This is a genomic window from Streptomyces sp. NBC_00435 (genome assembly GCF_036014235.1).
Classification (GTDB): Bacteria; Actinomycetota; Actinomycetes; order Streptomycetales; family Streptomycetaceae; genus Streptomyces.
Window position 1 is genome coordinate 5,541,537 of the sequence record NZ_CP107924.1, and the last position, 26,324, is coordinate 5,567,860.

The 26,324-nt window shown below is 73.3% G+C and carries 25 protein-coding genes; 15 read left to right on the forward strand and 10 right to left on the reverse strand.

The genetic code is table 11. The annotated features are described in order from the left end of the window. Positions 1-286: 286 nt before the first annotated feature. The 5 genes from OG389_RS25580 to OG389_RS25600 are packed head-to-tail and all read left to right on the forward strand — an operon-like array spanning position 287 to position 6,029. Positions 287-3,289 carry a sensor histidine kinase gene (locus OG389_RS25580; RefSeq protein WP_328300785.1) on the forward strand — a complete coding sequence of 1,001 codons (3,003 nt, stop codon included), beginning with the start codon at positions 287-289 and terminating at the stop codon, positions 3,287-3,289. Further along, entirely contained in the window at positions 3,286-3,765 is a 480-nt protein-coding gene (locus tag OG389_RS25585; protein WP_328300786.1) for a roadblock/LC7 domain-containing protein, read from the forward strand. The genes OG389_RS25580 and OG389_RS25585 overlap by 4 nt, the downstream gene beginning before the upstream one ends. Further along, positions 3,762-4,151, forward strand: a complete 390-nt coding sequence (locus OG389_RS25590; protein ID WP_328300787.1) for a DUF742 domain-containing protein — start codon at positions 3,762-3,764, stop codon at positions 4,149-4,151. Before OG389_RS25585 ends, OG389_RS25590 begins: the two co-directional genes overlap by 4 nt. Next, positions 4,132-4,767 carry a GTP-binding protein gene (locus OG389_RS25595; protein WP_328300788.1) on the forward strand — a complete coding sequence of 212 codons (636 nt, stop codon included), beginning with the start codon at positions 4,132-4,134 and terminating at the stop codon, positions 4,765-4,767. Before OG389_RS25590 ends, OG389_RS25595 begins: the two co-directional genes overlap by 20 nt. 11 nt (positions 4,768-4,778) lie before the next feature. After that, complete coding sequence (locus tag OG389_RS25600) at positions 4,779-6,029, forward strand: styrene monooxygenase/indole monooxygenase family protein (protein WP_328300789.1); 1,251 nt, start codon at positions 4,779-4,781, stop codon at positions 6,027-6,029. Here the strand turns inward: OG389_RS25600 and OG389_RS25605 are convergent. The 3 genes from OG389_RS25605 to OG389_RS25615 form a co-directional block, all read right to left on the reverse strand. Next, positions 5,990-7,255 carry a C40 family peptidase gene (locus OG389_RS25605; RefSeq protein ID WP_328300790.1) on the reverse strand — a complete coding sequence of 422 codons (1,266 nt, stop codon included), beginning with the start codon at positions 7,253-7,255 and terminating at the stop codon, positions 5,990-5,992. The genes OG389_RS25600 and OG389_RS25605 overlap by 40 nt on opposite strands. 163 nt (positions 7,256-7,418) lie before the next feature. Beyond that, entirely contained in the window at positions 7,419-7,823 is a 405-nt protein-coding gene (locus tag OG389_RS25610) for an SHOCT domain-containing protein (RefSeq protein WP_328300791.1), read from the reverse strand. Further along, entirely contained in the window at positions 7,823-8,212 is a 390-nt protein-coding gene (locus tag OG389_RS25615; protein WP_328300792.1) for a DUF6325 family protein, read from the reverse strand. Before OG389_RS25615 ends, OG389_RS25610 begins: the two co-directional genes overlap by 1 nt. 108 nt (positions 8,213-8,320) lie before the next feature. On the opposite strand from OG389_RS25615, the gene OG389_RS25620 reads away from it, so the two are divergent. From OG389_RS25620 to OG389_RS25630, 3 genes are read left to right on the forward strand one after another with little or no spacing between them, the layout of a single operon-like run. Further along, positions 8,321-9,691, forward strand: a complete 1,371-nt coding sequence (locus OG389_RS25620; protein ID WP_328300793.1) for an FtsW/RodA/SpoVE family cell cycle protein — start codon at positions 8,321-8,323, stop codon at positions 9,689-9,691. Continuing rightward, complete coding sequence (locus OG389_RS25625) at positions 9,688-11,148, forward strand: penicillin-binding transpeptidase domain-containing protein (protein WP_328300794.1); 1,461 nt, start codon at positions 9,688-9,690, stop codon at positions 11,146-11,148. Before OG389_RS25620 ends, OG389_RS25625 begins: the two co-directional genes overlap by 4 nt. A 43-nt stretch (positions 11,149-11,191) precedes the next feature. Beyond that, positions 11,192-11,635 (forward strand): DUF3291 domain-containing protein, encoded by a 444-nt coding sequence (locus OG389_RS25630; protein ID WP_328300795.1) that lies wholly within the window; start codon positions 11,192-11,194, stop codon positions 11,633-11,635. On the opposite strand, the gene OG389_RS25635 is transcribed toward OG389_RS25630, so the two are convergent. After that, complete coding sequence (locus tag OG389_RS25635) at positions 11,632-12,735, reverse strand: ferritin-like domain-containing protein (RefSeq protein ID WP_328300796.1); 1,104 nt, start codon at positions 12,733-12,735, stop codon at positions 11,632-11,634. The two genes, OG389_RS25630 and OG389_RS25635, sit on opposite strands and share 4 nt — an antisense overlap. 184 nt (positions 12,736-12,919) lie before the next feature. Between OG389_RS25635 and OG389_RS25640 the strand changes: the two genes are divergently transcribed. From OG389_RS25640 to OG389_RS25650, 3 genes are read left to right on the forward strand one after another with little or no spacing between them, the layout of a single operon-like run. Continuing rightward, positions 12,920-13,849: an AurF N-oxygenase family protein gene (locus tag OG389_RS25640; RefSeq protein ID WP_328300797.1), complete on the forward strand. Its 930-nt coding sequence runs from the start codon at positions 12,920-12,922 to the stop codon at positions 13,847-13,849. Positions 13,850-13,878: 29 nt separating this feature from the next. Beyond that, a complete protein-coding gene (locus tag OG389_RS25645) occupies positions 13,879-14,595 on the forward strand; it encodes a TetR/AcrR family transcriptional regulator (RefSeq protein WP_328300798.1) in 717 nt (238 codons plus the stop codon). 46 nt (positions 14,596-14,641) lie between these two features. Beyond that, complete coding sequence (locus OG389_RS25650) at positions 14,642-14,881, forward strand: hypothetical protein (RefSeq protein ID WP_443059459.1); 240 nt, start codon at positions 14,642-14,644, stop codon at positions 14,879-14,881. A gap of 103 nt (positions 14,882-14,984) precedes the next feature. On the opposite strand, the gene OG389_RS25655 is transcribed toward OG389_RS25650, so the two are convergent. The 3 genes from OG389_RS25655 to OG389_RS25665 form a co-directional block, all read right to left on the reverse strand. Beyond that, positions 14,985-16,241 carry a HAMP domain-containing sensor histidine kinase gene (locus OG389_RS25655; RefSeq protein WP_328300800.1) on the reverse strand — a complete coding sequence of 419 codons (1,257 nt, stop codon included), beginning with the start codon at positions 16,239-16,241 and terminating at the stop codon, positions 14,985-14,987. Continuing rightward, a complete protein-coding gene (locus tag OG389_RS25660) occupies positions 16,238-16,756 on the reverse strand; it encodes a hypothetical protein (protein WP_328300801.1) in 519 nt (172 codons plus the stop codon). Before OG389_RS25660 ends, OG389_RS25655 begins: the two co-directional genes overlap by 4 nt. A gap of 403 nt (positions 16,757-17,159) precedes the next feature. After that, positions 17,160-17,795 carry a hypothetical protein gene (locus tag OG389_RS25665; protein ID WP_328300802.1) on the reverse strand — a complete coding sequence of 212 codons (636 nt, stop codon included), beginning with the start codon at positions 17,793-17,795 and terminating at the stop codon, positions 17,160-17,162. A gap of 323 nt (positions 17,796-18,118) precedes the next feature. Here OG389_RS25665 and OG389_RS25670 point away from each other — a divergent pair, with 323 nt between their 5' ends. After that, entirely contained in the window at positions 18,119-18,910 is a 792-nt protein-coding gene (locus OG389_RS25670; RefSeq protein WP_328300803.1) for a nuclease-related domain-containing protein, read from the forward strand. Between the two features lie 132 nt (positions 18,911-19,042). On the opposite strand, the gene ku is transcribed toward OG389_RS25670, so the two are convergent. Further along, positions 19,043-20,197, reverse strand: a complete 1,155-nt coding sequence (gene ku / locus OG389_RS25675) for a non-homologous end joining protein Ku (RefSeq protein ID WP_328300804.1) — start codon at positions 20,195-20,197, stop codon at positions 19,043-19,045. Positions 20,198-20,228: 31 nt separating this feature from the next. Here ku and ligD point away from each other — a divergent pair, with 31 nt between their 5' ends. Together ligD and OG389_RS25685 are read left to right on the forward strand one after the other, a co-directional pair. Beyond that, positions 20,229-21,113, forward strand: a complete 885-nt coding sequence (gene ligD / locus OG389_RS25680) for a non-homologous end-joining DNA ligase (protein ID WP_328300805.1) — start codon at positions 20,229-20,231, stop codon at positions 21,111-21,113. Then, positions 21,113-22,003 (forward strand): ATP-dependent DNA ligase, encoded by an 891-nt coding sequence (locus OG389_RS25685; protein WP_328304090.1) that lies wholly within the window; start codon positions 21,113-21,115, stop codon positions 22,001-22,003. Before ligD ends, OG389_RS25685 begins: the two co-directional genes overlap by 1 nt. Before the next feature lie 48 nt (positions 22,004-22,051). Here OG389_RS25685 and OG389_RS25690 read toward each other — a convergent pair whose 3' ends face one another. Together OG389_RS25690 and OG389_RS25695 are read right to left on the reverse strand one after the other, a co-directional pair. Next, positions 22,052-22,453, reverse strand: coding sequence for a DUF6479 family protein (locus tag OG389_RS25690; protein ID WP_328300806.1), 402 nt, complete (start codon positions 22,451-22,453; stop codon positions 22,052-22,054). A 59-nt stretch (positions 22,454-22,512) separates the two neighbouring features. After that, a complete protein-coding gene (locus OG389_RS25695) occupies positions 22,513-23,427 on the reverse strand; it encodes an XdhC family protein (RefSeq protein ID WP_328300807.1) in 915 nt (304 codons plus the stop codon). A 431-nt stretch (positions 23,428-23,858) separates the two neighbouring features. Between OG389_RS25695 and OG389_RS25700 the strand changes: the two genes are divergently transcribed. Beyond that, positions 23,859-26,324, forward strand: coding sequence for a helicase-associated domain-containing protein (locus tag OG389_RS25700; RefSeq protein ID WP_328300808.1), 2,466 nt, complete (start codon positions 23,859-23,861; stop codon positions 26,322-26,324).

The window sequence follows — 26,324 nt, forward strand, 5'->3', positions numbered from 1 at the left end:
ATCCTGCCAAAAGCCGCATCGATCTTTCAACCACCCGTCCACGGGCGCGGCCTGACACCCGGTCGTCGAGTTGGTCGCCAACTCCTCCGTGCTGTTCACTCCTTCGTGTGGCCGGGTGGGTGATGTGCGGCCCTCCCCCCAACTCACTGCGAAGGTCTGAGGCGGTACGGCGGTACAGCGCAGCGGTACAACGGGGGCGAGGAGGCGTTCACTCGCCGGCCGGCCGTCACCTCGGCCACCCGAGCAGACGAGCACGAGCGGCACACGTACAGGATTGCGAGCACCGGTGCAGAAGAAGCGGCCGCGGAAGAACGGCACCGTCGCGAACGGCACCGCACCCGACGGCACCGCACCCGACCGACGAGCCCCCGACGGCCCGGCCGGCGCGACCGCTCCCGCGGGCCGCCGGGTCCGCGTGCGCCGCAGGCTGGTCATCGGTGTCGCCGTGGCCGGGCTCGCCGTCCTCGCGGCGGGAGCGCCCGCGGCCGTCTCCGCCTCGGCCGACCTGAAGGACTCCCAGCACCTCGTCACCCTCGCCGACCGCAGTCGGCAGACCCTCACCCTCGCCCACCTGCTCGGGGACGAGCGCGACGCGGTCACCGAGTACGTGGCCAAGGGCCGCCCCGGCGCCGCGCAGGCGGCGGTCCGGGAGCGCACCGCGGGCACCGACCGGCAGCTCGCCGAGGTCCGGGCGGACGCCGACGCCGACGAGGAACTCGCCCGCGCCCTCGGCCGGGTCCGTGCCGTCCGCACCGAGGCCCTCGAGGGCAGGGGCAGCGCCCTCGCCGCCCACCAGGCCTACTCCGGTGTCATCGCCGAACTCCTCGCCCCCGGTGCCCGGCTCGCCGAACTGACCCCTCCGCGCGCCGCGGACGCCCTCGTCACCACCCGCCCCCTCGCCCCCCTCGGCCAGGCCGCCGAACAGGCCTCCGCCACCCGGGGGCTGCTGCTCGCCGCGCTCGCCGTCCCCCGCGGCGAACAGTCCCCGGGCGCCGCCGCCGTCGACGAACTCACCACCGCCGCCCAGCGGGCGCGCGTACGGGAGCAGGGCGCGCTCGACGATTTCGCGCGGGCCGCGCGTCCCGACGTACGCCAGACCCTCGCCGCCACCGTCACCGGCCCCGAGGTCAAGACGGCCGACGACTACCTCAAGCGGCTCACCGACAGGCCGACCCTCTCCGCCGCCGACCGCAAACTCGACCCCGGCACCGTAGGACCGGCCCTCACCGCCCGCGTGGACCGGATGCGCTCGGTCGAGGCCACCCTCGCCTCCCAGCGCGCCACCTCCCTCGCGGCGCTGCGGGACGACGACGTGACCGCGCTGGAGAGCCTGCTGGCCTTCCTCGGCGTGCTGTTCCTGCTCACCATCGGCATCTCCACCGCGGTCGCCCGCTCCCTGACCCGCCCGCTGTCGGTACTGCGGCGCGGCGCGGCGCGGCTGGCGACGCCGGAGGGCTCGGTGGAGCCGGTCCGGTTCACCGGCCGCAACGACGAGTTCGCCGAGGTCGTGCGCCACCTCAACGGGGTGCGCGACCAGACGGTCTCCCTGCACACCCGGATCGCCGGACTCGACGCCGACCGGCGCCGCATCATCGGCCGCAACGAGGCGCTCTCCTCGGGCCGCGAGGCCCTGGAGGACGAACTCGCGCAGCTGCGGGCGGGGCTGGAGGAGCACCGCCGTATCATGTCGACCACCTCCGTGTCGCTGTCCCTGCGGACCCTGGGGCTCGTCGAGCGGCAACTCGCCGTCATCGAGGAGCTGGAGTCCGAGGAGCCGGACCCGGACCGCCTCTCCACCCTCTTCAAGCTCGACCACCTCGCGACCGTGATGCGCCGCCACAACGAGAACCTGCTCGTCCTCGCCGGCCAGGAGCACGGCCACGGGCAGGGCCTGCCGGTGCCGCTGGTGGACGTCATGCGGGCGGCGGTCAGCGAGATCGAGCGCTACGAGCGCGTCGAGCTCGGAGTGCTGCCCTCGTACACGCAGGTCGCAGGCCACGCCGCCGACGACATCTCGCACGTGCTCGCGGAGCTGCTGGAGAACGCGACGACCTTCTCGCCGCCGGACGCCAGGGTGAAGGTGGCCGGATGGCTGCTGGACTCCGGCGACGTGGTGCTGTCCGTCGTGGACGAGGGCATCGGCATCACCGGGGACCGGCTGGGCACGCTGAACGAGCGGCTGGCCACGCCCGACGCGTACGACGAGGAGCCCGAGTCGGAGCACGGCCTGGGCCTCGGCCTGTACGTGGCCGGACGGCTCGCGGCCCGGCACGGCGTGAGCGCGGAACTGCGCACCTCGCGGCACGGCGGCACTGAAGCCCTGGTCGTCGTACCGGCGGCGCTGCTGCCCGCCACCCCGCCGGCCTCGCCGGTCCACACCCTGGGCACGCCGGGGGCACCCGCGCTGCACCTGCCCGGGGTGGTCGCGGAGGCCAACGAGAACACGCTTCCCGCACGGGCACGGGGCCCTGTCGCCCCGGAGACACCGATCCCGACGGAGCCCACGGCGGACACCGCGGCCCCGCAGCCCGCCGTGACTGCCGAGTCCTTCGGAGTCCCGGAGCCCGCCGTGGTCCCGGTGCCGGCCCCGGCCCTGGAGGCGTTCGCCGAGCCCGAGCCGTTCCCCGAGCCGTTCCCTGAGCCCGAGCCGTTCCCCGAGCCCGAGCCGTTCCCCGAGCCCGAGCCGGCCCACGAGGCCGCGACGGCGCCGACCGGGGAACTGCCCGTCAGGACGGTGGCCGCGGAGACCGCTCCGCCGACGTTCGCGCCCCCGGCCGGTCAGCTGCCGCCCACGGAGCAGGTGTTCCGGGTCCCGGCCCCGGTCGACGGGCCCGCGGACAGGCCCGTGGGTGTGCCCGTCGAGCAGGTGTTCACCGTGCGGCCCCTCGCCGAGGTGCCCGCCGAGCAGGTGTTCCGCGTGCCGCCGCAGGCGGAGGTGCCGGCCGAGCAGCCGTCCACCGCGCAGGCCCCGGCCGAGGCGCCCGCACCCGTCGGCGTCCCCGTGGCGGAACCCCTCACCGACAAGGGCCTCCCCAAGCGGACCCCCCGCGTGGTGGCCACCGGGCAGGCGGGGGACGCGCGCCCCGCGCCCGGCCGGGTGGACGCCGGTGAGCTGCGCCGCAGGCTCGGCGGGTTCTACCGGGGCGCCCAGGACGGGCGGCGCGTGGTGGAGGCCGAGCTCGCGCAGGAGCGAGCGCAGGACCGGCGGCAGGACCGGCCGCAGGACCAGGGGTGGACCGACCAGGGGCAGACCGACCGGGGGGACACCGCACAGGAGGCACGCACATGAACGCGCCCAGTACGTACGGACTGAGCACCCAGGCCCGCAACCTTCAATGGCTGCTGACCGACCTGGTCGAGGAGGTCCCCGGGGTCAACTCCGTGGCCGTCGTGTCCTCGGACGGGCTCCTGCTGCTGTCCTCCGACCCGGTGGCACCCGATACGCCCGCCGCCGCCCGCCCCAAGGGCCCGCGCGGCGCGTCCGCCGATCTCGCGACCATCGTCTCCGGTCTCGGCTCGCTCACCACGGGCGCGGCCGCCCTGATGGACGGCGGCCCGGTCAAGCAGACGATGGTGGCGATGGAGCACGGCTCCGTCTTCGTCATGTCCATCAGCGACGGATCGCTCCTCGGAGTGCACGCCACGCCGGACTGCGACATGAGCGTCGTCGCCTACCACATGGCCTTGTTCGTGGGCCGCGCCGGCCACGTCCTGACCCCCGAAGTCCGCAGTGAGCTGCGCCAGTCGATGGAGAACACCCCGTGAGGAGTCCGGCCTCCGACCGGCTGCCGATACGCGGCGCCGACCGCCGTCCCGCCCGCGTACGCCCGTACTCCCTCACGGGCGGCCGCACCCGCTTCACGCAGATCCTGAACGTCGAGACCTTCGTCGCCACCCTCGACACCAAGGTGTCCGAGCCGCGGAAGCCCGACCGGATGCCGGAGATGCCGGCGATCGTCGAGGTCTGCCGCCGCATGCGCACGATCGCCGAGATCGCCGCACTGCTGAAGCTGCCGCTCGGCGTGGTCCGCGTCCTGGTCAGCGACCTCGCCGACCAGGGAAGGATCCGCGTCTACGGGACCGGGCACGGCAGCGGCCGTCCCGACCGCGCGCTGCTCGAAAGGGTGCTCAGTGGGCTCCGCCGTCTCTGAAACCGGGCTCCTCGTCCAGGACCCGAACCCGGACGAGCCCGTACAGCCCTGGCAGTACGACCGCTCACGCGCGCCCGTAGCCGTCAAGGTGCTGGTGGCGGGCGGGTTCGGCGTGGGCAAGACCACGTTCGTCGGTTCCGTGTCCGAGATCGAACCGCTGCGCACCGAGGCGGTGATGACCGAGGCCGCCGCCCCGACCGACGACCTGACCGCGACCCCGGACAAGCACACCACCACCGTCGCCATGGACTTCGGGCGCGTCACGCTCGACGACGACCTCGTCCTGTACGTGTACGGGACGCCCGGCCAGGAGCGCTTCTGGTTCATGTGGGACGACCTGGTGCGGGGCGCGATAGGCGGGATCGTGCTCGCCGACACGCGGCGGCTGCGCGACTGCTTCCCGGCGCTCGACTACTTCGAGAGCTGCGGGCTGCCGTACGCCGTCGCCGTCAACCACTTCGAGGGCACGCCTTCGTACGAACCGGACGACGTGCGGGAGGCGCTGACCGTACCGGCCGGCGTACCCGTGGTGATCATGGACGCGAGGCGCCGGGTCACGGTACTGGAATCCCTGCTGACCCTCGTGGGCCACGCCCTCGACTCGACCCCCGAATAGAGAACGTGCACATGCGCAAGATACTCGTCGTCGGTGCCGGCCAGTCCGGCCTCCAGCTCGCCCTCGGACTCCAGGCGAAGGGGTACGAGGTCACCCTCATGTCCAACCGGACGGCGGACGAGATCCGCACCGGGCGGGTCATGTCCACCCAGTGCATGTTCGACACCGCGCTCCAGCACGAGCGGGACCTCCAGCTGAACTTCTGGGAGCAGCAGGCCCCGAAGATCGAGGGCCTGGGCGTCTCCGTCGCCGCCCCCGACACCAGCCGCGCCATCGACTGGCTGGGCAAGCTGAAGGGCCACGCCCAGTCCGTCGACCAGCGCGTGAAGATGGCCGGCTGGCTCGACACCTTCGCGCAGCGCGGTGGCCAGCTGGTCATCCACGGTGCTTCGGTCTCCGACCTCGACTTCTTCTCCCGCACCTACGACCTGGTGCTGGTCGCGGCGGGCAAGGGGGAGCTGGTCTCGCTGTTCGGCCGGGACGCGGCCCGCTCCCCGTACGACGCCCCGCAGCGCGCGCTCGCGGTGTCGTACGTGCACGGGCTCGGTCCGCGGCCCGAGCACCCGCAGACGGAGGCCGTGCGCTGCAACCTGGTCCCCGGCGTCGGCGAGCTGTTCGTGATGCCGACACTGACCACCTCCGGCCGGGCCGACATCCTGTTCTGGGAGGGCGTCCCGGGCGGCCCGCTGGACGTCTTCGCGGGCGTGAAGGACCCGGCGGCCCACCTCGCGCTGACGCTGGAACTGATGGAGAAGTTCACGCCCTGGGAGTACGCGCGGGCGACGAAGGTGGAGCTGACGGACGCGGGCGCCACGCTCGCCGGCCGTTACGCGCCCGTCGTGCGCAATCCCGTCGGCCGGCTGCCCGGCGGCGGTCTGGTGCTGGGCGTCGCGGACGTGGTCGTCGCCAACGACCCGATAACCGGGCAGGGCTCGAACTCCGCCGCCAAGTGCGCCGCCTCGTACCTCTCGTCGATCCTCATGCACGGGGACAGCCCGTTCGACGAGGCGTGGATGAAGGCCACCTTCGACAAGTACTGGTTCACCAGCGGCAAGCCGACCACCCAGTGGACGAACGCCATGCTCGGCGTCCCGCCCGAGCACGTGCTGAACCTGATCGGCGCGGCCGGGCAGCTCCAGCCGGTGGCGGACCGCTTCGCCAACGGCTTCGACAACCCGGCCGACTTCGACGCGTACTTCTACGACCCCGAGGACGCGGCGGACTACTTGTCGGAGGTCGCGGGAGCGTCCTCCTCCGAGTAGCCCGTGTCGTCCCCCGCCGCCGCGGCCCCGGACTCGGGGAGCGGCGGCGGGCTGAAGGCGGGGAGCGGCGCCCCGTCGGGGTCGGGCCGGACCGCGCCGAGCAGCGGATTCGCGGCGATCGGCGAGACCTTGACCTTCGCGCCGGGCCGGGGCGCCTGGATCACCTTGCCGTCGCCCACGTACAGGGCCACGTGCGTGGCGGTCGGGAAGTACACCACCAGGTCCCCGGGCCGGAGCTCGTCCAGGGGCACCCTGGGCAGCTGGGCCCACTGCTCCTGGCTGGTCCGGGGGATCGCGCGGCCCGCGTGCGCCCAGGCCTGCGAGGTCAGCCCGGAGCAGTCGAAGGAGGCAGGCCCCTCGGCGCCCCAGACGTACGGCTTCCCGATCTGGGCGGTCGCGTACGTGAGGGCCGTGCCGCCGGCCGCGGTGGGGGTACGGGACTGCGCGCCGAGCTTCCCCGATTCGACCAGCTCCCGCTGCGCGGTGGCGGTGTCCTCGGCCTCGCGCGTCCCCAGCTCGGTGAGCTGGGCGGGAGTGAGGGAGGCGAGCAGCCGCTCGACCTCCCCCAGCTGCGCGGCGGCCTCGTCCTTGTGCTTCTTCGTGTCGGCGGCCAGCTTCTGCTCGGAGTCCAGGGCCTTGCGGGCGGCGGTGGCGAGGGCGTCGGCCTGCTGTTCGCCGCGGGTCAGCCGGTCCAGCGCGGCGGCCCGCCGGGCGCCCTCGCGCTCCGCGATCCGGCGCTGGTCCAGGGCCCCCTGAGGGTCCCCGGCGAACAGCATCCGGGCGTAGGGGGAGAACGCGCGGCCCCCCTTGTACTGCTCGCGCGCCAGCCGGCCGGCGGTGGCCTGGGCGCCGGTGACGGCGGTACGGGCCTTGCCGAGCTCGGTGCTGAGCCGGCGCTCCTCGCCCTGGCGGGCGGTGAGGGCGGTCTCGGCGGCGTTGTACGCCTCGGTGGCCTGTTCGGCCCGCTGGTAGAGGCCCCGGAGCCGGGTGAGGAGGACGCCGACGGGCTCGGTGGCGGGGGCGGGGGCGGCGGGGGCGCCGGGTGCGTCGGGTGCTTCCGGCGCGCCGGGCGCTCCGACCGTTTCGGACGTTTCGGATGTTTCGGCCGCTCCGGGTACCCCGGGTGCGGCTGGCCCGGCGTGGGCGGCGGGGAGCGGGCCCGCCGCGACGAGGGCTGCGGCGAGGCAGGCGGCGCGAAGCAGCCGATGCCGTCGTCGACGTGACATGTGGTCACCTCCAGGCGGCCGATGCTGCCATGCCCGGTATGACAAATCGCCCAGCGGTGTCGGCCCGGTCGCGCGGGTCACCCGGTTGGCGGGGGTGGGGAGTCCGGCGCGGTACGTCCGGCGGCGGGCCGGAAACCGCTTCGGCGGCGGGCCGTCCGCACCGTCAGTCCCGGAGCAGCCGGGCCTTGGCCGCCGTGAACTCCTCCGGGGTCAGCAGGCCCTCGCGGGCCAGGGCCGACAGCTGGGTCAGCCGCTCCGTGAGGTCGGTTCCGCCCGCCGCCGGCAGGTCCGGGCGCGGGCCGGAGTGCCCGTCCGCGGATTCCCCGGAGGCCGCGGGCGGCGTGGAGGCCGTGGGGGCCGTAGCGGTGGGGCCGGTTCCGGGATCGGCGGGGGCGGCAGGCCCGGCGCCGGCGGCCGATCCGCCGCCGGCGTCCTGCGGGGAGCGCGGGGCATCCTGCCGGGCCGCGTCCCAGACGTAGGCCCCGCGGGCCAGGATCCCGCGCAGCAGGGGGCTGCCCGAGGGGCGCAGGGAGGGGTTCACGACGGAGCCGATGGGTCGGATGAACATCAGGCCGCCCCCACCCGGTCGGCCGGGAGCCGCACCGCTCCCGCGATCCGGCCGCCCGCGGCGCGGACGGCGATCGCGGCGTCCTCGGCCCAGACGTGTTCGACGACCAGGAGCAGTGCGCAGCTGCCGCGGTCCATCAGCCCGGCCGATTCCCGGACGTCCTCCGGGCCGATCAGCGGGGCGGCCTCGCGGTGGGCGAGCAGGCCCCGGAGTTCGACGAACTCGTCGAACTCCGCCGCCAGCACCTCGCCGGCCGCCGTCTTAGTGGCCACCAGGCCGTCGATCAGCCGCACGACCCCGGCCTTGCGCAACCCCATCACCGCCTCGACCGCCGCGACCCGCAGCTGTTCCTCCGGAAAGGCCAGGACGATGAACTCCGCAGGTCCCATGGGAGAGACTCCTGATCCGCTACTTCGCTTCCGACCGGTTCTGACGACTCTTCGGCACACTATGACATAAGCGGACATACGACCCGGCTCCTTGCTACGTTTCCCCGTATGACCGCTCTGACGGCACAGGTGGCGGAGCCCGCCCCGCCACCGCCACCCGATGCCCGCGCTCCCAAGCGCCGCGGAGTCGAGTTGTCGCTGCTCTGCGGAGCCGTCCTGATCTCCGTCCTCGGCCATCTCTACGTGGGCCTCACCACCACCGGCCACATCCCCCGCCCGGCCGCCCACTACGCCGCCGGACTCGCCGTCGCGGCACTCGTCGCCCACCTCGCCGTCCGGCTGTTCGCCCCGTACGCCGATCCGCTGCTGCTCCCGATCGCCGTCCTGCTCAACGGCCTCGGCCTGGTCCTCATCCAGCGCCTCGACGCCACCACCCCCGGCAACGTCACCGCCGGGGACCAACTGCGCTGGTCCGGGCTGGGGATGGCGCTCTTCGTGCTCGCGGTCGCACTGCTCCGCGACCACCGGGTGCTGCAGCGGTACGCCTACCTGTCCGTCGCCGCCGCGCTGGGGCTGATGCTGGTGCCCGTGTTCTTCCCGGCGGTGAACGGCGCGCACATCTGGATCCGCTTCGCCGGACTCTCCTTCCAGCCCGGGGAGTTCGCCAAGATCCTGCTCGCCGTCTTCTTCGCCGCCTACCTCGCGGCGAACCGCACCGCCCTGGCCCTCACCGGCCGCACCCTGTTCTGGAAGCTGAAGCTGCTGCCCGGCCGGGTCCTCGGCCCGATCCTCGCCATCTGGCTGCTCTCCGTCGGGGTGCTCGTTCTGGAACGCGACCTCGGGACCTCGCTGCTCTTCTTCGGCCTCTTCGTCATCATGCTGTTCACCGCCACCGGCCGGATCGGCTGGATCGCCATCGGGCTGCTGCTCGCCGCCGTGGGCGCGTACGCCGTCGGAACGTTCGAGCCGCATGTGAACAGCCGTGTGGACGACTGGATGAATCCTTTCGCCTCCATCGAACGCGGAGACGGCCCCGGCCAGCTCGCCCAGTCCCTCTTCGCTTTCGGAGCGGGCGGACTCCTCGGCGCCGGGCTCGGCCACGGCCAGTCCTTCCTCATCGGCTTCGCCGCCAAATCGGACTTCATCCTGGCCACCGCCGGTGAGGAGCTCGGCCTCGTCGGCCTCACCGCGATCCTGCTCCTCTACGGGCTCCTCGTCGCCCGCGGCTTCCGCGCCGGGCTCGCCCTGCGCGACCCCTTCGGCCGCCTGCTGGCCACCGGACTCGCCTCGATCGTCGCGCTCCAGGTGTTCGTCATCGCCGGCGGAGTCACCGGTCTGATCCCGCTGACCGGCATGGCGATGCCCTTCCTCGCCCAGGGCGGCTCCTCCGTCGTCACCAACTGGATCATCGTCGCCGTCCTGGTCCGGCTCAGCGACAGCGCCCGCAGACCCCGGCCGGCCGAGGAGGCCGAAGCGTGATCCGCTACATCCGCTGGTGCGCGTACTTCTGCGCCCTGCTGCTTGTCGCCCTGCTGGTCAACGTCGCCCGTGTGCAGGTCTGGGAGTCCGCCGGCTACGGGGCGAACCCGGCAAACAAGCGTCCCGCCATCGAGCGCTACGCCGAACCGCGCGGCGAGATCACCGTCGACGGCCGTCCCGTCACCGGCTCCCGGGACAGCCGCCAGCTGCTGCGCTACGAGCGGACGTACAAGAACGGCCCGCTCTACGCACCGGTCACCGGCTTCTCCTCCCAGACCTACGGGACCAGCTTCCTGGAGCGCGCCGAGGACGCCGTCCTCTCCGGCACCGATCCCGGGCTCTCGGCCTTCCCGCTCTGGTACGAGCTCTCGCGCGGGCGTCCGGGCGGCGGTGATGCCGCCACCACCGTCCGGGCGAACGTGCAGCTGGCCGCGTACGCCGGACTCGCGGGCAAGCGGGGCGCGGTCGCCGCGGTGGAGCCCGCCACGGGCCGGATCCTCGCGTTGGTCAGCAGTCCCTCCTACGACCCGGCGGTGCTCTCCGGCACCGGGGCGCGGGTCAAGGAGGCCTGGGAGCGGCTCAACGCGGACCCCACCAAGCCGATGCTCAACCGCGCACTGCGCGAGACGTACCCGCCCGGCTCCACCTTCAAGATCGTTACGGCGGCGGCCGCCCTCGACACGGGCGTGGTCACCGACGTGGACGCGCCGACCCAGACCCCGGACCCGTACCCGCTGCCCGGCACCAGCACCCTGCTGCCGAACGCGGGCACGGGCTGCGCGGACGCCTCCATGGCCGACGCGATCCAGTGGTCGTGCAACACGGTGATGGCGAAGATCGGCGTACAGGTCGGGCTGCGCGCGATGACCGACACGGCGCGCAGGTTCGGGTTCAACGACGGCGGACTGCGGGTGCCCTCCTGGGTGTCCCGGTCGAACTTCGACACCGACATGAGCCCGGACCAGCTGGCCCTGTCCTCGATCGGCCAGTTCAACACCAGGGCCACGCCGCTGCAGATGGCCATGGTGGCGGCGGCCGTCGCCAACGGCGGGGAGCTCAAGGCGCCCTACCTGGTGGACCGCACGACACAGGACGACGGTGATCCGGTCCGCCGCACCGGCCAGCGCAGCCTCGGCCGGGCCATGACCCCGGTGACCGCGATGCGGATGCAGGAGCTGATGGTGAAGGTGGTGGAGAACGGCACGGGCCGCAACGCGGCGATCCCGGGCGCGGTGGTCGGCGGCAAGACCGGCACCGCGCAGCACGGAGTCGGCAACGCGGGCACCCCGTACGCCTGGTTCATCTCCTGGGCCGGGCCCGGGGGCGGGCGCCCGCCGGCGGTCGCCGTCGCGGTGGTCGTGGAGGACGCCTCGGCCGTCCGCGGCGACATCAGCGGCAACGGCGCGGCCGCGCCGATCGCCCGGGCGGTGATGGAGGCGGCGCTGTCCACCCCCTGAAACCGCCGGCTGGGGCAGGGGAGTTCCTGATATCCGTGGGGGAATGACCTACGAACTCGCCCAGGTGAACATATCCCGGCTCAAGTACTCCCTCGCATCCCCCGAACTGAAGGACTTCGTCGACGGCCTCGACCACGTCAACGCGGTCGCGGACGCGGCGCAGGGGTTCGTCTGGCGACTGGAGGGCGAAGGGGGCGACGCGACCGACGTGGCCGTCTTCGACGACGAGTGGATCATCATCAACATGTCGGTCTGGCAGGACGCCGCGTCCCTGAACGCCTTCATGTACGCGGGGCGCCACCGCGAGCTGATGGCCCGGCGCCGCGAGTGGTTCGAGCACGTCAAGGAGGCCATGACCGCCCTGTGGTGGGTCCCGGCGGGGGAGCGCCCCACGGTCGCGGACGCCGAGGAACGCCTGACCCACCTGCGGGAACACGGTCCGACCCCGTACGCGTTCACCTTGCGCGAGCAGTTCCCACCGGCCTAGGCCGCTCCGTCGGCGACGGCCTCGGCCACCTCCGCCACCCGTAGCCGCTCCTCGGCCGTGAACCGTTCCCGGTCGAGGGCCTCGGCGATCTCCTCGTCCTGACTCATCAGCAGGTCCAGGTTGGAGTTCCCCATCTCGAAGACGCCCATGTCCAGGTACGCCTTCTGCAGTCGCTCGCCCCACAGCCCGATGTCCTTGACGCACGGCACGATCCGGCTGAACAGCAGCTTGCGGAAGAGCGCCAGGAACTCGGAGCGCTCGCTGAAGTCCTCCGCCTCCTTGCGGGGGATGCCGAAGTTCTCCAGCACCTCCACCCCGCGCAGCCGGTCCCGCATCAGGTAGCAGCCCTCGATCACGAACTCCTCGCGCTCGCGCAGTTCGGCGTCCGACAGCTGTTTGTAGTAGTCGCGCAGCGCCATCCGCCCGAACGCCACGTGCCGTGCCTCGTCCTGCATCACGTAGGCCAGGATCTGCTTGGGCAGCGCCTTGTTGGTGGTGTCGCGGATCATGCCGAAGGCGGCCAGCGCCAGCCCCTCGATGAGCACCTGCATCCCCAGGTACGGCATGTCCCAGCGGGAGTCGCGCAGGGTGTCGCCGAGGAGCCCCTGCAGGCTGTCGTTGATCGGGTAGAGCATTCCGATCTTCTCGTGCAGGAACCGCCCGAAGATCTCGGCGTGCCGGGCCTCGTCCATGGTCTGCGTCGCGGAGTAGAACTTCGCGTCCAGGTCCGGCACCGACTCGACGATGCGCGCCGCGCACACCATCGCGCCCTGCTCGCCGTGGAGGAACTGGCTGAAGTTCCACGCGCTGTAGTGCCGGCGCAGCTCGCCCCGGTCCCGCTCCGTGAGCTTGGCCCAGTGTCGGGTGCCGTGCAGCGGCAGCGCCTCGTCCGGGGTGCCCAGCGGATCGTACGGGTCCACCTCGATGTCCCAGTCGATGCGTTTGGCGCCGTCCCACTGCTTGTCCTTGCCCTTCTGGTACAGCGCGAGCAGCCGCTCGCGGCCCTCCGCGTACTCCCAGCTGAAGCGGGCACTGCCGGAGGCGGGGACCGACCAGACGGTTCCACCCGGGTCATTGGTGTAGAGCTCGTGCGTTGACACTGGCGCCCCCAAGTCTCGCGTAGCCGTGTACAAATTCCGTACAGGACCGGACCGGACAGTTGGCAGCGTCACACGTTGGTAGACGCGCGGTCAACAAGTCGTGCGTGGGGGATTGACGGTCTTGCTGACAGGCAGTCTCATAAGAGGTGACCGCCGGTAACTCGACGACGAGGTGTCCGAATCCATGACCACCGTGACCGAACGAGCCGAGCTGCGCGACGCCCTCGGCCTGCTCAAGGATCGCGAGCAGATAGCCGAGCGGTTGCTCGAATCCTCGGCGAAGCACTCCTTCGACCCGGACAAGGAACTCGACTGGGACGCCCCGCCCATCGACGGCAAGTACTACTGGCCGCCGGAGCTGCTCTCCCTCTTCGACACCCCGCTGTGGAAGCGGATGGGCGAGGAGCAGCGCATCGAACTCTCCCGCCACGAGGCGGCGGCGCTCGGGTCGCTCGGCATCTGGTTCGAGATCATCCTCATGCAGCTGCTCACCCGGCACATCTACGACAAGCGGCTGACCAGCAATCACGTCCGGTACGCACTCACCGAGATCGCCGACGAGTGCCGCCACTCGATGATGTTCGCCCGCATGATCAAGACGGGCGGCGCCCCCGAGTACCCGGTCTCCCGCACCAACCACAACCTCGCCCGCGTGCTGAAGACCATCTCCACCACCCCCGGTTCCTTCGCCTGCACCCTCCTCGGCGAGGAGATCCTCGACTGGATGCAGCGCCTGACCTTCCCGGACGAGCGCGTCCAGCCCCTCGTGCGCGGAGTCACCCGCATCCACGTCATCGAGGAGGCCCGCCACGTCCGCTACGCCCGCGAGGAACTGCGCCACCAGATGCTCACGGCCCCGCGCTGGGAGCAGGAACTCACCCGCGTCAGCTGCGGCCAGGCCGCCCGCGTCTTCGCGCAGGCCTTCGTGAACCCCCAGGTGTACGACAACATCGGCCTCGACCGGGGCGAGGCCCTCGCCCAGGTCAGGGCGAGCGGCCACCGCCGGGAGGTCATGCAGACCGGGGCCAAGCGGCTCACCGACTTCCTCGACGACATCGGCTTGATGCGCGGGGTCGGCCGCAAGCTGTGGAAGAGCTCGGGACTCCTCGCCTGAACTCACGCCGGTGCGGCTACCCTGCGGAGATGACAGCCGTACGGGCGTACCGCAGGATGAGCGTCGAGGAACGGCGGGCCCAGCTCCTCGACGCGGCCCTGACGTTGTTCGCGCACCGGGCGCCGGAGGACGTCTCGCTGGACGACGTCGCCGAGGCCGCCGGTGTCTCGCGCCCCCTCGTCTACCGCTACTTCCCCGGCGGGAAGCAGCAGCTCTACGAGGCCGCCCTGCGCTCGGCGGCCGACGCCCTGCGGCTCTGCTTCGCCGAACCCCAGGACGGACCGCTGACCCAGCGGCTCTCCCGGGCCCTGGACCGGTACCTCGCCTTCGTCGACGAACACGATGCCGGCTTCTCCGCGCTCCTGCAGGGCGGCAGCGTGGTCGAAACCTCCCGCACCACCGCCACCGTCGACGGAATCCGCCGGGCGGCGGCCGAGGCGATCCTCTTCCACATCGGCGTACCGGCCCCTGGGCCGCGCCTGCGGATGATGGTGCGCACGTGGATCACGGCGGTCGAGGCCGCCTCGCTGATCTGGATCGACGAGGGCAAGCAGCCGGAGGTCGACTCCCTCCGGGACTGGCTGGTGGACCAGTTCATCGCGCTCCTCACGGCGACGGCCGCCACCGACCCGGAGACGGCCGCGGCGGCCCGCGCCGCCCTCGCGCTCGAATCGGCGGACGGTCCCGTCGGGGTGCTGGCCCGCCGCGTGATCCCGGTGGTCTCCGAGGCGGCCCACCTGCTGTGAGACTGGAGGGGTGAGAAGCCAACCCACCTCCTTCGAGGGCGGCCCGATGGACGGCCGTACCCTTCCGATCCTCCTCGGCCCGACCGGCCACCCGCCGAAGTGGTACGAGATCCCGGTGCCCGACCCGGACGGCGGCGCACCCACGGTGCTGCTCTACGAACGGGTCGCGGCGGGCTACTCGAAGCGCCTGGGACTCCAGAAGGGCTGGAAGTACGCCTACGCCCCGGACGCCCGCAAGCCGAAGCTCCGCTGGCCCTGGACGAAGCCGACCCCGCCGACGGCCTGATGGCGGGTGACGGGGGCCTTACGCCGACGGCCGGGGCCTTACGCCGACGGCCGGGCCGGCCGGGGGGCGCCGCGGGGCCGGCCGGTGCCTGCGGGGGCGCCGCTCACTCCTCCACCCGGGTCTCCACCAGGGTCAGTACCGCCTCCGCCCCGCCCCCCGCGTCCGCCGCCTGCCGGAACAGCAGCTCCGCGCCGATGGCTTCCGCCTGCCCCACCGCGATCGTCAGCCCCAGCCCGTGTCCCTTGCCCCCGCCCCCGGTGCGGAACCGCTGGGGGCCGTGCGACACGAGGTACTCGGGATACCCGTCGCCGTGGTCCCGTACCGTCACCACCGGCCCGTCCACCGTCACCACCACCGGTGCCCGCCCGTGCTTGTGGGCGTTGGTGACCAGGTTCCCCAGCACCCGCTCCAGCCGCCGCCGGTCCGTCTCCACGTGCGCGTCCCGCACCACGACCACCTCCGTGACCGTCCCCGAGGCCCGTACCACCCGGTTCGCCAGGCGCCCCAGCTGGTGCAGGTCCGTCTCCACCTCCCCGCTGCCCGAGTCGAGCCGGGAGATCTCCAGCAGGTCCTCCGTCAGCTGCCGCATCGTGCGGACCCGTTCCTGCACCAGCTCCGTCGCCCGCCCCTGCGGCAGCAGTTCCGACGCCGCCTGCAGGCCCGTGAGCGGGGTGCGCAGCTCGTGCGCGACGTCCGCCGTGAACCGCTGTTCGCTCTGCAGTTTGGTCTGCAGGCTGCCCGCCATCGTGTCCAGGGCGGCCGCCACCGTCGCCACCTCGTCCTGGTGCCGGGAGGGATCCTTCGTCCGCGGGTCCCCGACCCGCGCGTCCAGGTCGCCCTGGGTGATCCGCCGGGCCACCGTCGCCGTCTGGTGCAGGCGCCGGGTCACCCGTGTCACGGCGAAGGCGCCGACCAGCAGCGTCCCGCCGATGGCCAGCACCGAGGACCCGATGATCGCGTTGTCCAGGCCGCTGATCGTCCGCGCGCTCTGCCCGTAGTCGACCGCGGTGGCCAAGGCCTTCCCGTCGGCCGGGGCCGCCGCCCACATCAGCTGCCGGCCCTCGTAGTCCGACACGACCGTCCCGCGCTGCCCGGACAGGGCCAGCGCCCGCAGCTGGTCCGGCAGCCCGGGCGGATCCAGTCCGGACTCGGGCGGCAGCACCTCGCCAGCCTCGTAGGCACGCGAGGCGTCGTGCAGCTTGCCGAGCGCCTTCTCCCGGGCCGTCGCGACGGTCTGCCGGGTCACCTCCACGTGCACGAGCACGCCCAGCACCGCCGCCAGCGAGCAGCACATCACCACGATGAAACAGGCGGACTTCCAGGTCAGCGTGGCCGTCCACGAGGGCAGCCGGGGTCTCACCGCGACACTCCCGCCGGACCTGGGCTCGCGACCGGACCCGAAGCGGACCCGGAGGCGGAACCGGAACCGGAACCCTGCCCGGGCACCCGTACGATCTGCTCGCGCGTCGGCAGCATGGAGCGCTGCGTCGAGTCCCAGGACCAGGTGGTGTTCACCTCGTAGCCCGCGTTGCCGCTCGGGACGCGCACGATGACGTCCCGTCCGGCGAGCTCGACGCTGATGACGGTGTCGGTGGTCGCCATGATCCGGTTGAGCCGGCCCTCGGCGTCCGCCGTGTACACGCGTACGGACATCTGCTGCTCGGGGTACTCGATGCCGATGATCAACTCGTCCTTGCCGTTGCCGGTGAGGTCCCGGTAGTACGGCGTCAGCACCGGGCAGTTCGTCGGATCGGCTCCGTCCGTGCCGCAGGCCTTGATCGCGGTGGAGGTCTCCCCGGGCATCCCGTCGGGCCCGGTCTGGACGTTCTGGTGAGCCCGGAGCTCGGCCTGGACGAGGGCCACCGGATCGATCACGTGGACGTTCTGGTCCGGGACGGGCGCGATCCCGGGAACGTACTCGGGCGGCGCGCCCCCGGGATCGGCGGGCGGTACGACGGCCCCCGCGCGCCCCGGCCACAGATGTACGGGTCCGCTCGCGTCGGGGTCGCCCCGGCGGGGACCAGCCCGCCGGTGTCACCGCAGGCGGCGGTCAGCGGCAGGAGCAGAACGGCCAGCAGCCCGGTGGCGGCGCGACGGCCGGGACGGGCGGGACGGGCGCCGGAGGGGGAGCTCATCATCCGTGCGCCCTCCTCTCCCGCGACCCTGTGCGCATCCACAGTAAGCAGAGCCGCATCGTTTCTGCCCGTGGGTGCGGCCCGCCCGGAGTGGCGCCGGGGAGGAGTGCCCCGGGCCGCCACGCGCCGGTGGACCGGGCTGCCTACGCGTCCGTGCGTCCGCGGCGCAGCATCGCGAAGCCCAGCCCGGCGGCGCCGATCGCCGCGATGCCGCCGCCGGCGGCGAGCAGCACCATGCCGTCACCGGGGCCGTCGGCCAGGGTGCGCAGGCCCAGCGCCTCGGCGGCCCCCGAGCCGGAGCGCAGTTCCGCGGAGGCGAGGACGACGTGGCCGTCCCGGCTCGCGGTCTTGTGCCCGTGGCCACCGGTGCCGGGGGTGCCGGGGGTGCCGGCGGTGCCGGGGGTGCCGCTCCCGGCGTCCCCGACCCAGGAGCTGAGCCGGCCGTCGGCCTGGAGCGCGAGGTGCAGTTTCCCGGAGTCGCCGAGGCCGGTGCTGCCGTCACGGCTGGTCAGCGTGGCGGCCTGGGAGCCGTCGGGGTTGAGGACCTCGGCCTGGTAGGCGTCCTTGGCTACGCGGTACACGTTCGCCGTGGAGACGCCGTCGGCGAGGGAGACGGTCTTGACCAGCGTGCGCTGACGAGCCCCCGCCTGCGGGGCGGAAACGGACGGCACCCCGTCGGCGAGCGCGGCGGCCGCCGGGAGTCCCAGCAGGGTGCCGGCGCACACGGCCACGGCGGCGGCGCGTACGAGAGTGCGGCGGCTGCGGCTCACGGTGTTCACGGGGTGTCCTTCGGTGCGGGTCAGGCCCTGGTGCGTCCTGCGTCCAGGTGGGACAAACGTATGCACCGGCCGTTGCGGTATCGCGTTGCTTCTGTAACAGCCACGCCTCAGCGACCCGGCGGAGTCGTTACACGGCCCCACCCCGGGGGACCGCCCCCCCCCGGCGGACATCCGGCGGACACTCGCCACGCGAACCCGGCACACGCGCGGTGCACCCGGGCGCGCACCGGCGGGGGGCAGGCCTGGCGGGATGGGACAGGACACATCCGGGGGATTGCCGCCGGGGGCCCGGGCTGCTCCCATGGACGGCGGGGGTGAGGCCAATGGCTTCGCGGGGACTGAAGGTGCTGCCGAGCGGTCGGCCAGGCCGCGGCCGGCTCTACGTGAACCTGCCCGACGGCCGGGCGGTCGCCTGGTACGACCGGCGGGCCAACCGGATCAGCGTGCTGGCGGACGAGCGCCGGGAGGAGATCCTGACGGTGTTACGCCCGTACCTGACCGGGACCGTCGCGATCGGCCCGCCGCCCGTCCCCACCGCCGCGGACCTGCTCCGCCTGGCACTCCCGCCCGACGAGGACCTGGCGCCGAACCGCCCGGGGGAGGAGCTCCTAGGCGAGCTCGCCCACGGCTCCGCGGGCACCCGCGCCCGCCATCGGCTCCGCCAGGAGCTCATGGCGCGCCAGCGGATGGGCGAGGTACTGGACGCGCTCGCCGAGGTCGAGGACTGGCGGGTCCTGCACTCCGTCGGCGGCATCGCGGACCACCTGATCATCGGCCCGCCGGGGATCTTCTGCCTCCGTACGGTCCAGGCCCGCCGCCAGCGCGCGGTGGTCGGTGACCTCCTCCTCGCGGTGGGCCGTACCGGGCCCACTCCGGCCCCGCGCACGGCCCGCCTCGAGGCGGCGTACGCGGCCCGCGCCCTGTCGGCCTCGGTGACCCCGGTCCTGGCGGTCGTGGACGCCAACCGCCTGGAGGTCACCCCCACGCTCCGCGACGTCAGAGTCCTCACCCCGTCGACCACGACCCCGTTCCTGATGAACACCCCCACCACCCTCAAACCCCCGGACGTGGAAGCCCTCTACGCCACGGCGAGGGACCGCCGCACCTGGCAGTAGCCGGGCCCCTACGGGTGCGGGCGGAGTCCCGGGTTCACGGGTCCGCGCGGAGTTCGGGGTCCACGGGTCCGGGCGGAGCCCGGGGAACGGGGGAAGGGCGGGTAGGGGACAAGCCCCGCAGGGCGGACCCCCTCAGGCGGAGGACCGCTTGCGCGGCGTCGCGGCTTTCTTCGTGGCAGCGGCACCGGTCCCGGTACTGGCCTTGGCCGCGGCCGACCCCTTGGCCGAGGCGGTCTTCTTCGCGGCCGACCCCTTGGCCGAGGCCGTCTTCTTCGCCGCCGTGGTCGCCGCCGAGGCCGTCTTCTTCGCAGCCGCCGCGGCCGCCGACTTCTTCCCGGCACCGCCACCGGCACCGCCACCGGCACCGGCTTCAGCCCCGTCCCGACCCCCCGACGCGGTCGACTTCTTCCCGCCCACCGCCTTCGGCGCGGCGGCGCCCCCGGCCCTCTTCCGCCGAATCGGCGTAACCTCCGCATCGCCCCCGTCCGCCCCGTCCGCCCCCGCCCGAGACGCCTTCGCCGCCCGCACACTGTTCTCCAACGCCGCCATCAGGTCGATGACCTGCCCCCCGGCCTCCTCCGAAGCCGCCGGCGCGGCCACCGCCCCGTCCGACCCGCCCGCCTTCGCCGCGACCATCGCCTCCACCGCCTCGCGGTAGTCGTCGTGCAGCGAGTCCATCTCCACGTCCCCCAGCGTCGCCATCAGCGCATCGGCCAGGTCCAGTTCGGCCTCCCGCACGGACACCGTGCCCTCCGGCGCGACGCCCTCCGGCGTCCGGATCTCGTCCGGCCACAGCAGCCCGTGCATCGCGATCACGTCGTCGACGACCCGCAGCATGCCCAGCCGCTCCCGCCCCCGCAGCGCGTACTTCGCGATGGCGACCTTCCGGCTCCGCTTCAGCGCCTCCCGCAGCAGCGTGTACGGCTTGGCCGCCGTCCCCCCGCTCGCCGCGAGGTAGTACGCCGCGTCCATCTGCAGCGGATCGATCTGATCGGCGGGCACGAACGAAACGATCTCAATGGTCTTGGCGGTCGCGATCGGCAATTGCGCCAGATCCTCATCGGTGATCGGAATGATCGACCCGTCCGCCTCCTCGTAGCCCTTCCCGATCTCGGCGGTCGACACCTCCTCCCCGTCCAGCTCGCAGACCTTGCGGTAGCGGACCCGTCCGCCATCGCTCATGTGGATCTGGCGGAAGGAGATCGAGTGGCTCTCGGTGGCGTTCACGAGCTTGATCGGAATGCTGACCAAGCCGAAGGAGATTGCCCCGTTCCATATGGATCGCACGGTTCCTCCTGTTTCGTGGCAGTCTCATCGTATGACGCCGATCACCATGGTGGAGGGCCGTCGCATCGCGCTCAGTAACCTCGACAAGGTCCTCTACCCGGAGACCGGCTTCACCAAGGGCGAGGTACTGCACTACTACGCCACGGTCGCGGAAACCCTGCTCGCCCACATCGCCAACCGGCCGGTGTCCTTCCTCCGCTATCCCGACGGCCCGGACGGCCAGCTCTTCTTCACGAAGAACCCGCCGCCCGGTACCCCCGACTGGGTGAAAACCACCCCGGTCCCGCGTTCCGAGGACCCCCGGGCCGAACAGGTGGTGATCGCCGACATGCCCACCCTCATGTGGGCCGCCAACCTCGTCGTGGAGTTCCACACCCCCCAGTGGCCGGCCGGCGCCCCCGCCCTCGCCGACCGTCTGATCCTCGACCTCGACCCCGGCCCGCCCGCCACCGTCGTCGAATGCTGCGCCGCCGCCCTCTGGCTCCGGGACCGCCTCGCCGCCGACGGCCTCCACGCCTGCCCCAAGACCTCCGGGTCGAAGGGCCTCCACCTGGCCGTACCCCTCGAACCGACCCCCTCCGAGCACGTGTCGGCGTACGCGAAGACCCTCGCCCAGGAGGCCGAACGCGCCCTTCCCGACCTCGTCGTCCACCGGATGGCCAAGGCGCTGCGCCCCGGCAAGGTCTTCGTCGACCACAGCCAGAACGCCGCCGCCAAGACCACGGCGGCCCCGTACACGCTGCGCGCCCGCGCCCTGCCCACCGTCTCCGCCCCCGTCTCCTGGGCCGAGATCGAGGCCTGCCTGAACCCCTCCGACCTGGTCTTCCTCGCCGACGACATCACACCCCGGCTGGCCCGCGACGGCGATCTCCTCGCCCCCCTCCTCGACCCCGGACTGGCCGGGCGGATCCCGTGATCACCGTCGCGCTCGCCGCGCCCGTACGGACCCTGCCGCGCGCGCCCGGTCTCGCGTACGAGCCGAAGTTCGACGGCCACCGCCTCGTCGTCCTGCGCACCGTGGAGGGGGTGACCCTGCAGGCCCGGTCCGGCCGCATCGTCACCGCCGCCTTCCCCGACCTGGCCGCGGCCGCGCACCACCTTCCCGCCGGGACCGTCCTCGACGGGGAGGTGGTGGTCTGGCACGCCGGCCGCACCGAATTCGCCCTCGTGCAGCGCCGGGCGGCGGCCGCCACGGCCGCGCGGGCCGCCGTACTGGCACAGAGCCTGCCGGCCTCGTACGCCGCCTTCGACGTCCTGGAGCTCGCCGGGCTGGACGTGCGCGCCCGGCCGTACGAACGCCGGCGCGCGCTCCTCGTCGACCTGCTGCTGCCCCTGGGCCCGCCGCTCCAGCCGGTGCCGATGACGACCGACCCGGAGCTGGCGGAGACCTGGTACGAGACGCTGCCCGCCAGCGGCATCGAGGGCCTGGTCGTCAAACGGCTGGACGAGGCCTACCCGGTCGGGCGCCGGGCCTGGCGCAAGTTCCGCCACACCAACGTCCGCGACGCGGCGGTGGTCGGCTGGACGGGAACCGCGCAACGGCCCCGGGCCCTCGTGCTGGTCCTGCCGGTCGGCGACGAGACTCCGCTGGTCTCCAGCCCCCTGACGGCGGCGCTACGGACCGAGCTGGCGGCGGCACTGGCCGCCCGGGCCCCGGCGGCCACGGCCGGGGGAGCCACGGTCACGGCGATCGGACTCGGCGAGGTCCCCTTCCACCCCCTGGACCCGCCCCTGACCGCGGAGGTCCGCCACACCTCGACCCGCCACCCGCCGCCGGAGGTACTGCGCCTGCGCGCCGACCTGTGACCCGCGGCGCGGTGGCCGCAGGTCACAGGTCGTACGTCGGTGGTCGGTTCAGGCAGGCTTCACGCCGCCCAGCGGCGGCACGGTCGGGGGCTCCTTCCGTGGCCGTGGATTGGGGTGCTCGTACCCGGATTCCCGTTCGGCCCGCGCGTCGTCCTGATGGCTGTGGGTCCGGGAGCCGAAGTTCCCGTACCCCTGCATCTCGTGCGGGCGCAGTCCGCTCTCGGGGAATTCGACGTACTCCCGCTCCTCGGAGACCTCGTACACCGCACCGCCGTCGGGCAGGTGCGGCTGGCTCTCGGGAGTGGGCGGTGCGGGTTCCTGTGCCCGGACCCGCTTGCCCAGCATGAAACCGCCGAGCAGGAAGCCGACCACGATGAGCCCGACGACCAGGAACCACGCGATGTTGGTCAGTGTTCTGTCCAACGCGAGGAAGGTCAGAGTCGTGTCCATAACTACCATTTTCCCGCATCGGCCCGCTTTTCACCCGATCGGCAGCGAGCGCGGGCCGTTCAGCCCTTGAGCGGCCCGTCCGCGTCGCGCACCCCGCGGACCTCCCTGCCCCCGAGCACCGCCAGGATCTCGGCGCAGATCGCCAGCGCCGTCTCCGCCGGCGTCTGGCTGCCGAGATCGAGCCCGATCGGCCCGTGCACGGTACTCAGGAGTGCCTCACTCACCCCGGCCGCGAGCAGCCCCTCGCTGCGCCGCGCGGTCGTCTTGCGGGACCCGAGCGCACCGACGTAGGGAATCCCGAGCGCGAGCGCCGTCCGTAGCGTCGGCACGTCGAAGTCCGGGTCATGACTGAGCATGGCGAGACAGGCGGCGTCCCTCCGCTCGCCGAGCACCTTCTCGGCCTCACCGGCCGAAACCACGGTGCTGACCTCCCACCCGAGCAGCCGGGCCTGCGCCTCGATGACCTCGGCGAGCTCCCCGGTCCCGCCGATGATCACGTACGGCGCCGACGGGTACGCCTCCACGAGCACCAGCCCGGAGCCCCCGTACAGCGCGTCCCGACCCGGGCGCCGGCTCCTCAGCAGCTCCCCGGCCCGGCGCTCGGCATCGGTGGACGGCTGGTCCGCCCCGCGCACGACCACACTGACGGCCCGGTCCGCCCGCTCGCTCAGCTGGGTCACGAGCGCGACCCCGACCCCCTGCCCGAGCAGCTCCCACCACGCAGCGGGAATCGCACCGAGCGGCTGCAGCAGCACCTCGGCCTGCCCGCCACACGTCAGCTTCGCCGCGACGGCCTCGCCGCCCCCCACGGACACCTCGCACACCCGCGCGGTCTCCCCGGCCCCGAAGGCCGCGGCCTCCGCCACGAGCTCGGCGTCGAACACCCCCCGGTACAGCGCCCCGACGCACTCCCCGCGCGCATCCACGAGCACGGCCCCGGCCGGATCCCGCGGCCCGAACCCCTGCTCGGTCACGGGCCGGGCCAAAAAGGCCACCCGCCCCTCGGCCACCCACTGCCGCGCCGTACCCACCAAGTCACGCATCCGCGCCGCCTCACTGTCAGAGCACGCCACAAGGCACCAGCCCAACACCCAAAAGTGGCCTCAACTCCAACCTACGCACCCCCACCCCGCCTCCCCACCCCCCAAACCCACAGACCCCAACCCGCCCCCTTCGTACGGACCACCGGAACGGTTCGGACGTGGACAGCCGCCGAACGCGGACCCCACTCGCCAGGCCTTCTGACGGGCGCGCCCGTCATGATCGGAGGCGGAAACCCGGTCGCTCCGCGCCTCCACTGCTCCCGACGGCGCCCGCGCCGCCACCCACGAATCCGGCGAGCGGTGGCCGCCCGCCGCACCGGGAAGCCCGCGTGCCGCATCGCCCCTCGCACTACGCTGGAGGGGTGAACTCGCGTACGTCCCTGGACAAGTGGCTCAAGGAGCTTCCGGAACACCAGCTGACCGCCCTGCTCGAGGAACGGGATCTCCCCCTCGCCGCCGACCACACCCGCATGACGACTTTCCGCGAACTGGCCGAGCACCTGCTCACGGACGAGTCGGTGGCGCGCGGTCTCACGGCGGGGACCGCGGGGGAGATGGAGCTGCTGGCGTCGGTCGCGGCACTGGCCCTGCGACACCACGGTCCGGTCGCGGAGCAGGCCGCGCCCCGGTCCCAGTACGGGTGGCGCCCCGCGCCGGTCGCCGTACGGGTGGAGCCGTCCGAACGGCTGGTGCCCGAGAAGGATGTGCTGGCCTGGTTCACGCAAGGCGCCGCGCGACGGCGGGCGGCGGACGCCCTCGCCCGCCTACGGGAACGCGGGCTGCTGCTGCCGGCCCCCAAGGGCCAGTTGGCGGTACCGCCCCTGCTGCACGTCCGGGCGGCCGGGTTCGACGGCTACGGCAGGCCGGCGGAGCTGTTGCTGACCGCCGCCTACAACGCGCCCGAGGTCAAACGGATCGCCGCCGTGCTGTTCGGCGAGAGCGCGGCACACACCCGCCCCGAGGCCCAGGCCCGCATCACGACTCTGCTGGCCGATCCGGTCCAGGTACGTGACCTGGTGTCCCGGGCGCCGTCCCGGGCCCGAGAACTGCTGGACGACCTGGTCCTCGGGCCACCCCTGCTGCACACCCGCTGCTTCGCCACCCAGTACGGCTCGTACGCGGGACCCAGCGCCAAGTACACCTTCCGGGAGGGCGGCAGCGGCGACGAGGGAACCGACTGGCTCGCCGCACGCGCCCTGCTCCTTCCCGCCGGACCGGACCTGGTGGAACTCCCGTACGAGGTGTCCCGCGCCCTGCGCGACGGCGAGGGCGCGCCCTGTCCCCGCCTGGAGCCGGAACCGCTCACCCGCACCGTCCCGCTGCCGCGCGGCTGGGACGGCCAGGGAGGCGCCGCGGCCGGAGCGGCCGCCTGGCGCGCGGAGCTGGTCCTACGGGCGCTGGCCGCGCAGCCGGTCGCCGTGCGCAAGGCGGGCGGTATCGCCGTACGGGACACCCGGCGCCTGGCCAAGTCGGCCGGTGCGAGCGAGGCGGACACCCGCCTGTGGCTCGACCTCGCCGTCAACGCCGGCCTGGCCGCCCCGCAGGCCGACGAGCCCGCCCCCGCGCGCCGCGGGCGGCAGGCGGCACCCAGGCCCGCGGCCCGGCTCCTGCCCAGCGACCGCTACGACCCGTGGGCGGCGGCCGCGCCTGCCGGGAAGCTGTTGCCGCTGATCGCGGCCTGGGCGGTGGTGCCCGAGGTGCTCACCCACTGGCCGGACGACGGCGAGTCTCCGGTGGCGCTGATCAGCCCCCAGGACGGGTACGCCGTCCCGCTGCGCCGGGGAGCACTGCGCGCGCTCGCCGCACTGGCGAACGGCCAGGGCCTGGACCAGACGGCGGAGTCGTACGCCGAGCTGCTGGAACGGGCTGCCTGGTACCAGCCGTTGCTGAGCTCCTTGCTCGCGCACGACGCGACAGGACGGTTGCTGGGCGACGACGACATCTCGGGGCGCCTCCGGTCGACCCTGGAGGAGGCCGAGCTGCTGGGCCTGGCAGCACACGGAGCCCTCACCCCGGCCGGGCGTGCGGTCAGCGCACTGCTGGAGGCGGGCGCGGGCCACCACTACCCCGCCGTGCCGGGCGCGGGTACGGACCCGGCAGCCCTCGGAACGGACGGCCTGGGCGAGGACCTGACCGCACGGCCCACACTCGCCCGGGCGGTGGCCGACCTCCGCGCCGCCCTGTACGAATCACTCCCCGCGCCCAGTACCACCGCACGCTTCCAGGCGGACCTGACGGCCACGGTCACCGGCGCCCCGGCCCCGGACCTCGCCGAACTCCTCTCAGCCGTCGGCGACATCGAGTCGGAGGGCCACGCGGTCGTCTGGCGGATCACCGCGGCTTCCCTGCGCCGGGCGATGGACGCGGGCTGGAGCGCCGACGAGCTCCTGGACCGGCTGACGGGGGTGAGCGAACGCGAAGCCCCGCTGCCGCAGCCCCTCACCTACACGATCAAGGACACCGCCCGTACGCACGGGCAGCTGCGCGTCGTCCGCTCGGCGTGCTGCATCCGCTCCGACGACACCGCCCTGATCGCCGAGGTCGCCCAGGCCCGGGGCCTCGCCACACTGGGCCTGCGCCGCATCGCACCCACGGTCCTGATCTCCACGGCCGCGCCGGAGGAGACCCTGGCGGCCCTGCGCACGGCCGGCTACGCCCCGACCCAGGAGGCCGCCACCGGTACCACGGTCCTGGACCGCGCCCCCACCGAACGGGCCCGCAGCTCCCTGCGCACCCTGGACGAGGCCCACGGGCACCCCGGCGAGGGGACGCGCGGATCCCCTTCCAGCGCCCGCGCTCTGGCCGCCCAGCTCCTGTGCCGGACCTGA